Here is a 13,471-nt window from a genome sequence, read left to right as displayed (position 1 = left end):
TAATCGGAAGAAAGGAAGACTGCCCCCTTTATTATTTCACAGTATCCATTACAAAAAAACCAGGTAACCCGGTCTTCGGGCTACCTGGCTATCGGTTTTCAAAAACGGGTTGGTTCATGGAAAGATCCGAATTGCCCGGCCGGCTACCGGAGGTCCTTCGTCCCGTTCCATACCTGATGATCAACGGAAAGGATAACGCCCTTTTTCCGCAGATTTTCCTGCAGATCGGAAACGGCTAATTGCTGAACCGGCTTCTTCTGCCGTACCGCCATTGCCGCCGCGATACCGGCGCTGTTGCCCAGTTGCATCCAGGTCGATTCGACGCGCAGAGAGCAGAAACCCACGTGCGACGCCGACGCACATACCGGAACGAGCAGGTTGGTACATTCCGCCGATTTCGGTGTGATAACCCGGTATGCAACTTCATACGGCTGCGTGATTGCTTCCCAGATACGCCCTTCGTTGACAAACTGCGTTTTCGAAACGGCAACCCGCTGCACGTGATGGCAGTCAATCCAGTGAGAACCCAGGCAGATTGCGTCCGGTTTGGTGCGTTCTTCCAGAATATCTTTCTGTTTCTGTACATAGGCCCCGATCATGCGCCGCGCTTCCCGTACATAGAGGTAGTAGGGGAAATTTTCGTTGTCCCTGAATTCGTCGGCGCTGAATCCGTAGGATTGCGTCTGCTGTCGGAGCGCATCCGGAACCGACGGATCGTTGGCCAGGTAATACATCAGGCCCAGCGTCCAGGCTTTGTGATCGTCGTAAATCGCTTTCCTGCGGGAGTAGTCTGCCTCCGGGTAATCGACGTTTCCCCCGAAATGACCCAGTGAGATGACCGCCTTCTGTTTGTTATTGGTTTCGAACTTGCCCTTCGGATAGTTCCAGGCATACAGGTCAATAATGTCGCTCAAGGTCGTTTCCGGGTGGTTTTTGAGCAACCGGGTCAGCAGTATATAACGACCGGGGTTATACGAGGCCGGTTTGGGGAACGGGCGACGGTCCGCCCGGGTCGATAGCATCAGGCGGAAATTGTAGTTCATTACCCGGTCGCTGGCCTGGCCATCCGATAAGGTACTGCGTTCGACAAAGCCGGGTAGCAACCGGCCTCCGTCGTCGTATGGCGACGCGTCGATCGGCGTATCGATAAACCGAACGCCGGCCAGCGACTCCCCGTATTGTTCCCGGCTTTCCCGACCGTGCGTGTGCGATACGCCGGCTTTCGCCATCAGGTCGCCTTCGTACGTCGCGTCGATAAAGACAAACCCCGTATAGCGGTTACCGTTTGTCAGGGAAATGGATCGGATCGTTGTTCCCTGTTTGGCTACCGACTGAACAAAGGCATCGTATACCAGCGTTACCCCGGCCTCTTTCAGCAGGTCCAGGAACGTTTTTTCAGCAACGTGCGACTCAAAATAGAACGCCGGCCCGTTGCTGCCGTAAAACTTGCCCAATCGCTGGTAAAACTCCAGCGGCAAGCCGGAGATCGTCTCTTCGATCATGTGTTCGGATTCGGCGGTGCCGATACCGCTGGTATTCAGCCCGCCAACGTGCCGGGTTTGTTCGAGCAGGAGTACCCGGGCACCTTCGCGGGCAGCCGCCACGGCGGCGATTACTCCGCCGGGTGTGCCGCCGTAAACGACAACATCATATGTGGCAGCCTTAGGTGGAGCAAACGACTGGAAGACGCTGCCCAGCAGTACCAGCCCGAGTGTAAGCAGGTTTTTCATCTGAATGGATGTATAAAATCGTGACAGGTAGTAACAACGAAAAAGTACCATCAGAATCCCGGATTCTGTGTCAGAGCGGGGTTTGCATCCCGTTCAAACGTCGGAATCGGAAAAAGCAGGTATTTCTCAGATGGGTCATAGCCCTGCTTCCGGGCGGCCTCCAGTAGTTTTCCGGTGCGAAGCAAGTCCCAGCGGCGATGGCCTTCTCCGGCCAGTTCCCAGCTTCGCTCCTGCAAAACAGCGTCCCGGAACTGGCTCTGTGTCAGGCCGGCAAGGTCCTGCGGTCCCGTTGCCGCACCTTTCCGTGCCCGCGCCCGGACCAGATTGATGGCGTTGTAGGCTTCCGCATCAGGACCGTTGAGTTCGTTCAGCGCTTCGGCATACATCAGCAGCACATCTGCATAGCGGATGACCAGGAAGTTGTTACGGGCGGCGGCTGCGCCACAGGCGTTGGGGTCCCAGTATTTATCCAGGTGCGGGCCGGTACGTGACTGCACTACAGTACCATTCGCCAGCGTTTTCTGGGTAATGACAGCTACTTGCCTGCGGTAATCGCCGGCGACAAAGGAATTGGCGTAGGAATCAGTCACCTGAAAAGCGCCGCCTGTCTGGTTAATCGGATAACTGAAGTAGATAGCAAAATTTTCTGCCATAGCGCTGCCGTACTTAGGTTGCAGGCAACTGAATTGAAGGGAGAAAATATGCTCCGGACCGTTTTCCTTGTCCGGGTTGAATACATCCTGATAGTCCGGAACGAGGCGGTAGGTTTTCGAATCGATGACTTCCCTGGCTTTGGCGGCGGCGTTGGCCCATTCCTTATGCGTCAGGTATACCTTCGCCAGAATCGATTTGGCGGCTCCAACCGTAGCCCGGCCGATTTCCGCAGCAGCGGAATAGCTTATGGGCAGCGCCTTTTCCGCGTCCTGCAGATCCTGAATAATCTGCCCATAGACCTTCGCAGCAGGGTCGCGGGGAATCTTGACATTGACGACGTCGGTCGTTGTTTTCGTCACCAGCGGAACATCCCCGAATGCCTGAACCAGGTTAAAATAATGCAACGCCCTCAGGAATTTAGCTTCGGCGACGATCTGATCGCGGAGTTTGGTGTCCATCGCAATCTTCGGAACGTTTTCGATTACCCGGTTCGCCCGGTCAATGGTGATGTACGAGTTGGTATAAAAGGTATCGAAGTAGTTGTTGGACGCCGTGTATTTAAACTGGTCGATCTCGCTGGTAATCGGATCGGCATCGCTGCGTATCCAGAGATCGTCGCCGCTCAGATCACCCAAAACGATCATCGGCATTTGGTAGATTGCCTTGGCGCGGCCGTACACGGCGTTGATGGCCGTCGTTGCGTCATCGGCATTGTTAAACGAATTGGATTCGCTCAGAAAACTGAGCGGCACTTCCTCAAGGTTGCTCCGGCAGCTTTCCGCCGTCAGCAGAAAGCCCATGATACTCAGGATAGAAAGGACTCGGTTCATGGTATGTCTGTGTCTTATCGTTTGAGATCAGAAAGTCAGGGTGCCTCCGATGGTATACGTGCGGGAAACGGGGTAGGCGTAGTTGTCGATTCCGTAGGTCGTATTGCTGTTGAAGCTCGAGTTTACTTCCGGATCATACCCGGAATACCGCGAAACGGTGAACAGGTTTTGCCCGCTGACATAGATCCTGGCTGCTTTCAGCGCCTTGGTTTTCAGCGGAATGCGGTATCCCAGCGATACGTTCTTGAGCCGCAGGAACGAACCGTCTTCAATCAGATAGGAGCTGTTGGAGATGTTCCACTGGCGGGCCGACGGGCGGTTGTTCGACGGCTTGTCCGTCTTCCAGTGATCGTTGATATAGCTTTGCAGCGGGGTAGCGCCCGGGTCAATTTCAGTTACGCTCCGTGTATAGTTAAATACCTGATTGCCTTGTACTCCCTGTATGAATACCGACAGGTCCAGACCGCGGTACGAGACCGTATTCGTCAAGCCATAGATAAATTTAGGCAGGCCGTTTCCGATGATAGCGCGGTCGGTCGCGTTGTTGAATACGCCGTCGCCGTTCACATCTTTGAAGCGTGGAGCGCCTCCAAGGTCTCCCGTTTGCGCCAGCGCGCCGGCTGCTTTGACGGCATCGGTCGATTGCCAGACGCCGTCAAAAACACGGCCGTAAAAAGAACCGATCGGCTGGCCTACTTTGACGATCGTCTGTACCGAGGTATTCGGGTCTGTAACGAGGTACTGATCGGCGTCGGCCAGTTTCAGGACCTTGTTCCGGTTCAGGGAAAAATTCCCGGAAGTCGTCCATTTGACCGCACCGGTGGTATTGACCGTCGAAATACCCAATTCAATTCCCCGGTTCCGGAGACTGCCGATGTTCCGGGTGACAGTCGTGAAGCCGGTCGTGGCAGGCAGGTCTATACCCAGCAGCAGGTCGGTTGTCGTTTTGATGTAATAATCGGCTGTCAGCTGGAGGCGGTTGGTGAACAGGCTCAGGTCGAAACCCGCGTCAAACTGACCGGTTTTCTCCCAGCGCAGATCGGGGTTGCCGATCGTCGCCGCCTGAGTAGTCAGTACCTCTGTATCTCCGAAAACCGTACGCGAGGTAACATAGGAAGACAATGAATTATACAACCCGATACCGTCGTTCCCCGTCACGCCATAGCTCAGCCTGAATTTCAGTTCGCTGACCAGCGGGCTTGTTTTCAGGAAAGGTTCATCCGATACCCGCCACGCAACGGCGCCCGAGGGAAAGAAGCCGTATTTATTGTTTGTTCCAAAGCGGGAGGAGCCGTCTATCCGGCCTGTCAGTGTAAACAGGTACCGGTCCTTGAAGCGGTAGTTTACCCGGCCCAGGTAGGAGTTGAGTCCCCATTTTTGCGCGGTCGTAGTGGGCGCGATCAGTACCGAGCCCTGCCCGAGGTTATTGGCGCCCAGGGTATAGTTGGCAAAATTCTGCGCTTCCTGGTAGGAGCGGTCCTCCCGGTTCGACTGGAACGTAACCCCGGCTACGACGTCGAATGAGTGACTGGTATTCAATACTTTCGAATAGGTTACCGTATTTTCGTTGAGCAGGTTGATGTTGTTCGCGTTGCCGTTCGAACCATAGCCGTTTACCGTATTGGCCACCAGTGTCTGAGGAGTATAGAAGACGTTCCGCCGACTGGTAAGCAGATCCGCTCCCAGGCTCACCCGCGCGCTCAGGCCTTCTGCAATCTGGTAGTCGGCGAATGCATTCCCGAGTACCCGGGTGGTAAACAGCGCATTCGTGGAAGTACGCAGCACCGCCACCGGGTTGGGAATGGAAGCCATCCCGGAGCCGGGTCCTACGTTCAGCAGCTGCCAGTTGCCGCTTGCGTCATGTACCGGGCTTGCCGGAGAAATAACGCGTGCCGCGCCGACCGGCCCGTTGGTACCGGCCTCGTTGATGCCGTTGTTGATGCTATAGGTTACCAGAAAGTTCGTGCCGATTTTCAGCCGGTTGCTGAGCCTTGCGTCCAGGTTCATGCGCGCAGTATACCGTTTGAAATTATTGGCAATGACGATCCCGTCCTGGTTGAAATAGTTGCCGCTGACCAGGTACCGGAGTTTTTCGGTTCCGCCGGAGGCCGAAAGCTGATAGCTCTGCGTAGGCGCCGCCCGGTAGATTTCCTTTTGCCAGTTGGTACCCACGCCGTATTCAGCCGGCGTCTTCGGGTAGGCGGTTGTATAGCCGTACCGTTCGGCAAAGCCGAGATTGCGCAGCTGCTCATTTTTGAGTGCGGTCTGCTGTTCGGCCGTAGCGAGCTGCAGCATATTGGAAATGCTGGAAACGCCGGCATACGTTTCAAAATCAACATTCGACAGGCCTTCTTTCCCGCGCCGGGTGGTGACGAGTACGACGCCGTTTGCGCCTCTCGATCCGTAAATGGCCGTAGCCGAAGCATCCTTCAATACCTCGATGCTCTCAATGTCATTCGGGTTGATCGTTGACAGAACATTCGGAAAATTGGCCGAGCCACCCGCACCCTGTGCCGACGACGGGTTGGTCACCGGAAAGCCGTCAATCACATACAGCGGATCGTTACTGGCCGAAATCGAATTACCACCCCGCACGCGTACGGTGATGCCCCCGCCCGGCGCGTTCGACGCGTTGGTTACCTGCACACCGCTGACCCGCCCCTGGAGCGCCTGGTTGAACGAGGAAATCGGCTGCGCTTTCAGTTCAGTGGTTCCGATCGAACCTACCGATCCGGTCAGGTCCCGCTTTTTGACCGCTCCGTAGCCGATGACAACGACCTCGTTGAGTGCTTTGTCGTCGACGACCAGGCGAATCGACAGCGTAGTCTGGTTCCCGACGGCTATTTCCTGCGTCTGGTATCCGACAAAGCTGAATACCAGCACCGGATCGTTTTCCGGAACAGCAAGCTGGAAGGCTCCCTGCCCGTTGGTGACCGTACCCCGCTGGGTGCCTTTCAGCAGAATACTGACACCCGGGATCGTGTTTCCCTTTTCGTCGGTAACGGTGCCGGTAATGAGCCGCTCGGCGGGTACCTGTCCGCTGGCTGGAGCGACGACCCCGGACGTTTCCTTTCGCAGCACAATGTAAGTACCTGATACCTGGTAACTGATATTCAGTGGCCTGAGCAGGCGGTCGAGTACGGTTTCCAATCGGTCGTTGCTGGCCCGGATCGATACCTTCCGGTGTGCTTCGACTACCTGCGGAACGTACGTAAACTTAACACCCGCCGCTTTTTCAATCCGGCGGAGAATGGTTTCCAAATCCCTGTTCTCGAACTGAACAGAAACCGGCCTGCTCAGTAAATCCTGCGCCATACCGTCCCGGGCAGCGGTCAGGCCGACGGAAAGCAGCAGCAGTAGCAGCGGTAAACAGGTGATTTTCATAAGGGCAGTCACGGTAAATGATTCCCGTAATTTTTTCATATTTTTAACCGTTTTTGTTCGACTGAATGGTAGTTAGGAGCAAAAACATCCCGTCCCCGCTTTTTCAGGGTAGTTGCAAGACCGGAAAAGGGAGAGGTGACGTCAGATAAGACCGGACAACGGATTAGCGCTGGTTGCAACAGCGGTAGCCGGTTGTCCGGTCTTTTTTCGGGGAGAGGTTACGGCAGGTTCATAGTATATAGGTTTAGAGGTTCAATGATTCAGAGGTTATTGATTGGATGTTTCGCAACCGGAACCGGTTACCACAATCCGCGTGTCCCAGACTTCGTAGGTCGCGCCGATTGTCTGGCAGATGATGTCCAGCTTCCGGAAAAGAGGTTCGTTGCCCAGCGGGGCCGTCAGGTTACAGTGCCGGAGCGCCGTCGAATCGTATTGAATCGTGACGCCGTATGCCTGCTCCAGTTTACGGAATACCTGGCTGACAGGGGCATTATTAAAGATAAATGACTGAGTTCCGGCAGCCCGGGCAACGAGAACCGGTTCATCGACCAGGCGTTTGGTCAGTTGCCCGCTGCCGATATCAAAAATGGCTTGCTGGTTGGGTGTCAGCAGCAACCGGTTACGGGAGGCTTCTTCCGCCGCGTTGCGTGTGTAAACAGCTACTTTCCCGGTCCGGACAGCTACAGAAATGGTTTTTGCTTCGGGAATGGCTCGGATCGTGAAGCTGGTCCCGACCACCTGCGTTATTACCTTTCCCGAATACACGATAAAAGGTTGCAGGGTATTTCGGGCGACGTCAAAAAAGCCTTCTCCTTCCAGGTAGGTTTCCCTTTTGGAAGCGTCGAAACTTTTCGGGTACCGGATGCGGCTCCGGGGCTGCAGGACCACCCGGCTGCCATCACTCAGGCGAATGGAAAGGGGAGAAGTGGTATCGTTGACCTTTTCCTCCAGCGTTGTGCCGGTAATCAGCGACCATCCTTTCTGCGCGATAGACCGGTCATAGGTACCGGGTTTTGTAACAAACCACCAGCCGAAACCCATCATCAACAGTACGGCTGCCGCCCGGATCCAGCGGAGACCTATCCGGCGGACGGGCGATTCCGGTATTTCCGGGGTGCTTTCTGGTTCCTGCAACTGTCGCTCAATACCCTGCCACATCCGCGCTCCCTGCTCGGCAGATGGTAGTACCTGGCCCTTTTCAACGGCTTGGAGAAAGGTCCGGGCCGCCGTCACCACAGGCTGTTTCTCGGGATAGCGTTCCAGAAAGCTGCTCCAGAAAAAATCGGAGTCGGCAGTCGGGCGGTAAACCGATTGCTGAAAAAAAGCATCCTGAGCAAACTCTTCGGCAGTATAGTTGCGGTAATTCTCCATGCGTGTCGGGTAGAAAACGGCCTGTAGCGGCACTACCGAACAACAAGAGCACGGCGTTGCAAAATTGTCCCCTCGGTTTCCGGAAAATTTTCTTTTTCGTCAGGAAAACCACCACAGCAGAAAGCCCAGCAACGGTGCCAGAAAGGGAGCCTGCTCGCGCAGATGACTCAAGGCCTTGTGCAGGGTATTCCGAACCGATTTTTCGGTAATACCCATGATCCGGGCAATTTCCTCGTTTTTGAATCCCTGATAGAAGCGGAGCGCAATCACCTCCTGCTGGCGCGGGGGAAGTTTTTCTAACGCATAGGTTATACGTTCAATCAATTGCGACTGCTCTTCTTCCTGCATCAGCGGGTGTTCGGCGGAGTAGCTTTCCGGAGCTGCATGGGTTTCGGTATCCACGAAGTGCCAACCGTCTTCTTTTTTGCTCAGCACATGGATTTTCCGCCGGAGAGAGCGGAACAGGTAGAATTTGACGGACTCGGCGCCGGAGACCGAGCGGCGCATCCGCCAGAGATCCACGAACAGGTCCTGAATGGCGTCTTCTACCAGCGTGACATTGTCGGCTACCTTATAGCCATAGCTGTATAAAGTAGCATAAAAGCGCTGATACAATGCCGAAAAGGCATCCTGATCACCCTCCCGGAGGGCGTTCCAAAGCTGTTCGTCAGATTGCCGTTCGTTAATCAAGCGCGGATAACATTATATGGCTTATAAATTTTATAAAATTAGTGATATTGTTTTAACCGGCATCCTCCGTCGGCGGATATATGGATAAAGAAGTAGCGGGCACGTAGATCCGCACCCGTCAGTTGAAGGAAAATAGTAGAATACGGCAGGCTCCGGGTCAATGGCCGGCATTACTACGGGAAATCGCTTTCAGGCAGGTTCCCGGATGACGCTCATGATTTTAGCGTAGCTGACGCGCTATGGATGCCGCTGATCAGTGGCAGGCCCGTATGCCCGGACTTCGGAAGACGTCTGTCCGAACCGGTGCTTGAATGCGTAGTAGAAATGAGACAGGTTCTCAAAGCCAAGGTCCAGGTAAAAATCAACCGGCTTTTGTCTTTTGTATTTGATCAGATAATGCGCTTCGTCCAGTCGCCGGTTGAGCAGCCATTGTTTCGGAGGGGCGTTGAAGACCCGCGTAAAATCACGCTTGAAGGCTGAAAGACTGCGTCCGGTGAGTTTTGCGAGGGATTCAACAGGAATATTGAACATGTAATGCTCGTTCATGAATTCCGCCAGATCCACTTTGAAGGGGTCGGAAAAATCAAAGAGAATAGTATGAAAATCAGGGTTGCATTGTAACAATAATTCTACCGCCTCCCTGATTTTCAATTCGGCCAGCCGCGGTGTGGCTTCTTTCGTTTTATTGATGTAAGGAGCCAGTGAAAGAAAGTAGCTCCGCAGGAAATCGTCCGGTTCAAAAATCAACTTTTGGCTTCCTTCGTACCGGGCTGCTGCCCTGATCCTGTTTTCCAGGGCGTATTTTTGCAGGACTTCCTTGTCGAGCGTAATGGAAACGAACTTGTAACTGCCTGATTTCGAAGGGTATTTGGTCGTCCGTATGAGTTGATTTTTCCGGACCAATACGATCGAATTTTCAGGAATGATCGTACTGGTTCCTGCGTAGAAGGCATGTGTTTCACCGGCGAGCTGAAATCCCAGAAAGTGTTCCGGAATAAACTCTTCCATACCCCTGACTTTTTCAAAAGCACAGGAATAGACCAGCCTGTCGAAAATTAGTTCTTTCACTGCCTCCATACGAATTTTCAGGCGAATACGGCTGCACCTGCCGCTGCGATTTCCTTGTCTTGTTCGGGCGTACCGCCTGATGAAGCGATGGCACCTACGGTATCGCCGGACTGGTTCCGGATTACGACACCGCCTGCAATAGTAAGCAGTCCGCCGTTCGAATCAATCATTCCGGCAGCGTTAATACCAGCGCCGGCGATAATGGATCCCATTGTGTCGCTGTCGACACCAAATGCAACCGCTGTTTTTGCTTTTCTGACAGCAAAATCTACGACGCCGGAAACGCTGTCGAGCCGCGCCAATGCCATCAGATGGCCGCCGGTGTCGACAACCGCAATGGTCACCGGAATCGAAAGAGCACGGGCTTTTTCCGAGGCAGCGTTCAACACATTCGCTGCCTGCTGGTAGGAGATATTCATCTATATCGGGTGTTAGTTGGGAAGGTACAGTTACGCCCGCACCTTCCCGGTGGAAAATCAACTAGCTTTTGGCCGTCCAGGCTTCAGCCTGAAGCTGTTTGACAAAATCTTCCGTCTCTTTGGGGAAAACGTTCCGGAAGTTGGGATTCTCGTCGAGTACCACGTTCACGATGCATTCGGCCATCGCCTGGGGGTCCAGCTGGTGTGCCAGGGATTCGGCTGCGCCGTCAAACGCCGACAGCGGTGTGAAATTCACGTCGGGATTGTACCAGCGGAAGATCGAGTCAACGCCGCGGTCATTGAACCCCGTTCCGAATACGCCGGGATTACACGTGGCGATTTGGATGTTGAAAGGAGCAAGTTCCGTTTTCAGGCCTTCGGCAATCGAGCCCATGGCATGTTTCGATGCGCAGTACGCCGCCACATACGGTACCGTCCATAATTCGCCCATGGACGTTGTGAAGACGATTTTGCCGGGTTTCTTCTGTTCGATGAATTTTTTGATGAATCCCTGGGCCAGTTCCAGTCCGCCAAATACGTTGACGTCGAACATCGAACGGATCAGCTCAACCGGTTGCTCGGCAATGGGCCCGCCTTCCATAATCCCGGCATTGCTGACGAGAATATCGATGTCGTATTTCTGATGGATATACGCCAGGTCCCGGGAACTGGTGACGTCCAGCTTGTCGACGATGAGATCAATTCCCAGCTCCCCGGCTTCCCTGATCAAATCGCTGACCTGCGGGTATACCTGCGCGGTAGCGATGACCTTATAACCTTTTTTTGCCAGGTCGAACGCTACTATTTTCCCAAATCCGCTGGCCGCTCCGGTGATTAAAATGGTCTTACTCATTTTGTTCGGTTTTAGTTGGTGGTACGGGTTGCAAAGCTCAGGTGTTTCGGTTTCGGACATATAGGTGGAAAGCTCATGGTTGTGTTGCTGAGCGGACCAGTTCAGCAAGTGCCGGCTTGAATTTACGCGTACGGGAGGCGCATGCATGATCAGGAAATAGGCCGCTTTTGAGAAAGATCGGTAAACTCCTGAAGGAGATTTCTGAACGTCCTATCTGGAAACAGGGAAATCAAAGCAGTTCAGGTATGAAGTTACCGGGTACTGGTCTCGCCGAGCACAGGATCATTTATAATGATTTCCTAATGAGCTTAAGGTTATTCGGACGACAACTGTGACAACCTCCTTGTGGCGAAGTCAGACCACCTCTATCCACCATTCCTATGATTTCGCGACGTTCAGGCCAAGGTTTACTTTGTAGCAAGCATACCAAACCTTCTGCATCATGAAAACACATCTCCGCGTTTTGCTACTTAGTCTTCTAGTCGTAGCGTCCTGCAAGAAAAAAGAAGAAATGGTACCTGTCGGTGGGTCGCTCCCGGCCAACTATGAGAATCAGGGGACCATTTCCGTCAAAAACAATAAGCTAAAAATATGTATCTGGGATTACAGTGTTATCGACGGAGACATTATCGATCTCTATGTTAACGGTAAAAAAATTCTCTCCAATTACGAATTGATTGAGGAAAAAAAATGCCTGGAAGTACAATTGGCAGATGGCGAAAACTGGATCGGTGTGGTAGCCATTAACGAAGGATCCATGGGACCGGCATCTCCTCACGTGCAACTGGATGATGGTGTTTCGAAGCAAGAATTTGACATAGACGGCTATATCAATCAACCTGGCGGCTACACGATTCAGGTAGTGAAGTAACGACGATGGACAAAAAACCACTATAAGCACAAGAGGCATGAGAATTTTGGTCATTTCGCTTCGTTCTTCGAGATGTTCCGACGGACATCTCGAAGTTCAGATAACTCTGATTTAAATCTGAAAGACTGTTTCCTGACATCTAGTGAAAAGATATCATATCTTTTTTATCTGGCTTCGAGATGTCCTTCGGAACATCCCGAAGAGCGGAGCCGTTTGCGGCGGAAGGGGAGACGCCGGGATTAACAGAGTATTTTATCAGGATGTCCCGCTTGAACCATAGTCCAGCTTATTGACGTCATATCCATATATCCAGTCCATTTTTTTCTTCTCTGTATGGATAAAAAACTTCAGCACGAGATCGCGGAAAAAGTTGGCGATCGGGTTCGGTTTTGATTTCGCCCGGCCTACTTTTCTCGCCTGTGCAATGACACGGGCTACACGGTCCGACCTCAATTGCTGAAAGCGGGAAAAGGCGAGTCCGGGATTCGGATTGCAGGCCAGGCACTTTGCCAGAACGGCACTGTCTTCCAACGCCAGCGAAGCACCCTGCCCGGTATGGGGAGAGATGGCATGGGCAGCATCTCCGATCAGGCAAACGTTTTCGGTATGCCATTTCTCCAGAGGCGGCATATCGTAGATGGGGTAGGCAAACAGATCACTGCCGGCGAAAATAATCTCCCTGATTTTGCCGTAGTCGTTTTTATGAAGTTCGAGCAGTTCTTTTTTGATATTCTGCTGAAACGAAGGATCTTGAAATGCCTTGCGGTCAGGTTCCTGCTCCCAGTCGTAGTTATTGAACCACCAGACGGTTCCGGTATTGGTCGTGGAAAAACCAAAGAATGCCTTTTCGCCAAACGTCATCTCCACGGCTTCGGAAGCGTCCGACCAGCCTGGAATCTTTACGACGGCTCCGGTCGAGAGCATTTTGGTATAGGTGGGACTAGGGGCTTGCGGAAAAACAAGTTTTCTGCAACGGGAATGGATGCCGTCGGCGCCGATCAGGAGGTCATAGCCGGCGAGGAGACCTTTGTTGGTGTCTATGTTGATTTTAGGTCCCTGGTGTTCAATGGATTGTAGTCGGCAACCGTATTCGATAGGCACACCCAGTCCGTTCAGTTTTTCCTGCAGCAGGTTGGTGATCGCCGAGCGCTTGACCTGGATACTGCTGGTGCCATAGGCGGCCTTTTGATAGGAGGCATCGAGTTCGGCGATCTGCCGCCCTTTTGAATTATAAAAGCGGAGTGTTCCGGGGACGTACTCTTTGTAGAGACCGGAGATATCAACGAGGCCGGACAGGATATTCAGCCCGTTAGGTGATATCCCGAAAAACAGCCCTTCCTGCATCTCCGCTTCGGTGCGGGCTTCGATGATTTTTACCTCAGCTCCTTGTCCGATCAGCTGAATTGCCAGCGCCGGACCGGCGATACCTCCGCCGACGATCAGTACCTTCTTGTTTGATATAGACATCTTTATTGAAGAGTTAATTATTTAGATAAATAAATATCTTATTAACAAAGATAAATTGAAATTTTACGGACGACAAAAAAAGAATCAGAAAAAGCAGGCTTCGGATCGTACCTGACAAGACCATACTGTGCTTC

General features: G+C 53.0%; 10 protein-coding genes. 1 reads left to right on the top strand and 9 read right to left on the bottom strand.

Annotation, left to right across the window (positions count from 1 at the left end):
- Positions 1 to 143 precede the first annotated feature (143 nt).
- The 8 genes from BLR09_RS01760 to BLR09_RS01725 all read right to left on the bottom strand — a co-directional run bounded on the left by BLR09_RS01760 (position 144) and on the right by BLR09_RS01725 (position 10,999).
- Positions 144 to 1,730 (bottom strand): FAD-dependent oxidoreductase, encoded by a 1,587-nt coding sequence (locus BLR09_RS01760; RefSeq protein ID WP_093196894.1) that lies wholly within the window; start codon positions 1,728 to 1,730, stop codon positions 144 to 146.
- 50 nt (positions 1,731 to 1,780) lie between these two features.
- Complete coding sequence (locus BLR09_RS01755) at positions 1,781 to 3,214, bottom strand: RagB/SusD family nutrient uptake outer membrane protein (protein WP_093196892.1); 1,434 nt, start codon at positions 3,212 to 3,214, stop codon at positions 1,781 to 1,783.
- Positions 3,215 to 3,241: 27 nt separating this feature from the next.
- Positions 3,242 to 6,598, bottom strand: coding sequence for a TonB-dependent receptor (locus BLR09_RS01750; RefSeq protein ID WP_176785407.1), 3,357 nt, complete (start codon positions 6,596 to 6,598; stop codon positions 3,242 to 3,244).
- A gap of 267 nt (positions 6,599 to 6,865) precedes the next feature.
- Positions 6,866 to 7,969: a FecR family protein gene (locus BLR09_RS01745; RefSeq protein ID WP_093196888.1), complete on the bottom strand. Its 1,104-nt coding sequence runs from the start codon at positions 7,967 to 7,969 to the stop codon at positions 6,866 to 6,868.
- Between the two features lie 99 nt (positions 7,970 to 8,068).
- Complete coding sequence (locus BLR09_RS01740) at positions 8,069 to 8,659, bottom strand: RNA polymerase sigma factor (RefSeq protein ID WP_093196886.1); 591 nt, start codon at positions 8,657 to 8,659, stop codon at positions 8,069 to 8,071.
- A gap of 237 nt (positions 8,660 to 8,896) precedes the next feature.
- Entirely contained in the window at positions 8,897 to 9,727 is an 831-nt protein-coding gene (locus BLR09_RS01735) for an AraC family transcriptional regulator (RefSeq protein ID WP_218126568.1), read from the bottom strand.
- A gap of 17 nt (positions 9,728 to 9,744) precedes the next feature.
- Positions 9,745 to 10,146 carry a GlcG/HbpS family heme-binding protein gene (locus tag BLR09_RS01730; protein WP_093196882.1) on the bottom strand — a complete coding sequence of 134 codons (402 nt, stop codon included), beginning with the start codon at positions 10,144 to 10,146 and terminating at the stop codon, positions 9,745 to 9,747.
- Between the two features lie 61 nt (positions 10,147 to 10,207).
- Positions 10,208 to 10,999: an SDR family oxidoreductase gene (locus BLR09_RS01725; RefSeq protein WP_093197807.1), complete on the bottom strand. Its 792-nt coding sequence runs from the start codon at positions 10,997 to 10,999 to the stop codon at positions 10,208 to 10,210.
- A 442-nt stretch (positions 11,000 to 11,441) separates the two neighbouring features.
- Here BLR09_RS01725 and BLR09_RS01720 point away from each other — a divergent pair, with 442 nt between their 5' ends.
- Positions 11,442 to 11,870 carry a hypothetical protein gene (locus BLR09_RS01720; protein ID WP_143010989.1) on the top strand — a complete coding sequence of 143 codons (429 nt, stop codon included), beginning with the start codon at positions 11,442 to 11,444 and terminating at the stop codon, positions 11,868 to 11,870.
- Between the two features lie 255 nt (positions 11,871 to 12,125).
- On the opposite strand, the gene BLR09_RS01715 is transcribed toward BLR09_RS01720, so the two are convergent.
- Positions 12,126 to 13,337 (bottom strand): FAD-dependent monooxygenase, encoded by a 1,212-nt coding sequence (locus BLR09_RS01715; RefSeq protein WP_093196878.1) that lies wholly within the window; start codon positions 13,335 to 13,337, stop codon positions 12,126 to 12,128.
- Positions 13,338 to 13,471 lie beyond the last annotated feature (134 nt).

Origin of the sequence: Siphonobacter aquaeclarae, assembly GCF_900103285.1 — a bacterium.
In the GTDB taxonomy this organism is placed as follows: Bacteria; Bacteroidota; Bacteroidia; order Cytophagales; family Spirosomataceae; genus Siphonobacter; species Siphonobacter aquaeclarae.
The sequence above is the reverse complement of the archived record's forward strand: the minus strand, read 5'-3'. Positions and strand labels throughout refer to the sequence as shown.

Excerpts from the sequence above, each read along its gene's own strand:
- BLR09_RS01715 (WP_093196878.1), bottom strand. The coding sequence starts at position 13,337 with ATGTCTATATCAAACAAGAAGGTACTGATCGTCGGCGGAGGTATCGCC.
- BLR09_RS01755 (WP_093196892.1), bottom strand. The coding sequence starts at position 3,214 with ATGAACCGAGTCCTTTCTATCCTGAGTATCATGGGCTTTCTGCTGACG.
- BLR09_RS01720 (WP_143010989.1), top strand. The coding sequence starts at position 11,442 with ATGAAAACACATCTCCGCGTTTTGCTACTTAGTCTTCTAGTCGTAGCG.
- BLR09_RS01750 (WP_176785407.1), bottom strand. The coding sequence starts at position 6,598 with ATGAAAATCACCTGTTTACCGCTGCTACTGCTGCTGCTTTCCGTCGGC.
- BLR09_RS01730 (WP_093196882.1), bottom strand. The coding sequence starts at position 10,146 with ATGAATATCTCCTACCAGCAGGCAGCGAATGTGTTGAACGCTGCCTCG.
- BLR09_RS01760 (WP_093196894.1), bottom strand. The coding sequence starts at position 1,730 with ATGAAAAACCTGCTTACACTCGGGCTGGTACTGCTGGGCAGCGTCTTC.
- BLR09_RS01725 (WP_093197807.1), bottom strand. The coding sequence starts at position 10,999 with ATGAGTAAGACCATTTTAATCACCGGAGCGGCCAGCGGATTTGGGAAA.
- BLR09_RS01745 (WP_093196888.1), bottom strand. The coding sequence starts at position 7,969 with ATGGAGAATTACCGCAACTATACTGCCGAAGAGTTTGCTCAGGATGCT.